This window comes from Nonomuraea sp. NPDC003727 (assembly GCF_053586935.1).
On record NZ_JBSFNE010000051.1, the window covers coordinates 1 to 1,592 of the forward strand.

General features: G+C 66.4%; 1 pseudogene. It reads left to right on the forward strand.

Annotated elements, in window-relative coordinates:
• Positions 1–1,592 (forward strand): annotated as a pseudogene (locus ACWDLG_RS45030) (DNA-directed RNA polymerase subunit beta); the annotation flags it as partial.

Sequence of the window (1,592 nt, forward strand, 5' to 3'; positions counted from 1 at the left end):
CCGGGTGTCTACTTCGACCGCAGCGTCGACAAGACCTCCGACAAGGACCTGTACGGCTGCCGGGTCATCCCCTCCAGGGGGGCATGGCTCGAGTTCGAGATCGACAAGCGTGACAGCGTCGGTGTCCGCATCGACCGCAAGCGCAAGCAGGCCGTCACCGTGCTTCTCAAGGCGCTGGGATGGACCAACGAACAGATCCTCGAGCGTTTCGGCCAGTACGAGTCGATGCGCGCCACCCTGGAGAAGGACCACACGGCCGGCCAGGACGACGCGCTGCTCGACATCTACCGCAAGCTGCGTCCGGGTGAGCCGCCGACCAAGGAGTCGGCGCAGACCCTGCTGGAGAACCTCTACTTCAACCCGAAGCGGTACGACCTGGCGAAGGTCGGTCGTTACAAGATCAACAAGAAGCTCGGGATCGACGCGGAGATCACCCAGGGGACGCTGACCGAGGACGACATCGTCGCCACCATCGAGTACATCGTCAGGCTGCACGCCGGCGAGGAGTCGATGCCGGGCGCCGAGGGTCGTGAGGTCATCGTCGAGACCGACGACATCGACCACTTCGGCAACCGCCGTCTGCGCAGCGTGGGCGAGCTCATCCAGAACCAGGTCCGCCTGGGCCTGGCCCGCATGGAGCGCGTCGTCCGCGAGCGCATGACCACGCAGGACGTCGAGGCCATCACGCCGCAGACCCTGATCAACATCCGCCCGGTCGTGGCGTCGATCAAGGAGTTCTTCGGCACCTCGCAGCTGTCGCAGTTCATGGACCAGACCAACCCGCTGGCCGGCCTGACGCACAAGCGGCGTCTGTCCGCGCTGGGTCCCGGTGGTCTGTCGCGTGAGCGCGCCGGCTTCGAGGTCCGCGACGTGCACCCGTCCCACTACGGCCGGATGTGCCCGATCGAGACGCCGGAAGGCCCCAACATCGGTCTGATCGGCTCGCTGGCCTCCTTCGGCCGCATCAACGCCTTCGGCTTCGTCGAGACTCCTTACCGCAAGGTCGTCGACGGCAAGGTGACCGACCAGATCGACTACCTGACCGCCGACGAGGAAGACCGTTACGTCAAGGCGCAGGCCAACACCACCCTCAACCCGGACGGTTCGTTCGCCGAGCCCCGCGTCCTGGTTCGCACCAAGGGTGGTGAGACCGAGCTCGCCCGTGCCGAGGAGGTCGACTACATCGACGTGTCGCCGCGCCAGATGGTGTCGGTGGCCACCGCGATGATCCCCTTCCTCGAGCACGACGACGCCAACCGCGCGCTCATGGGCTCCAACATGCAGAGGCAGTCCGTGCCGCTGCTGAAGAGCGAGTCGCCGCTGGTCGGCACCGGCATGGAGTACCGTGCCGCGACCGACGCCGGCGACGTCATCAGCGCCGAGAAGGCCGGTGTGGTCGAGGAGGTCTCCGCCGACTACGTCACGGTCATGAACGACGACGGCACCCGCACCACCTACCGGGTCGCCAAGTTCAAGCGTTCCAACCAGGGCACCTCGTTCAACCAGAAGCCCATCGTCGCCGAGGGCGACCGGGTCGAGGTCAACCAGGTCATCGCCGACGGTCCCTGCACCGACAACGGCGAGATGGCGCT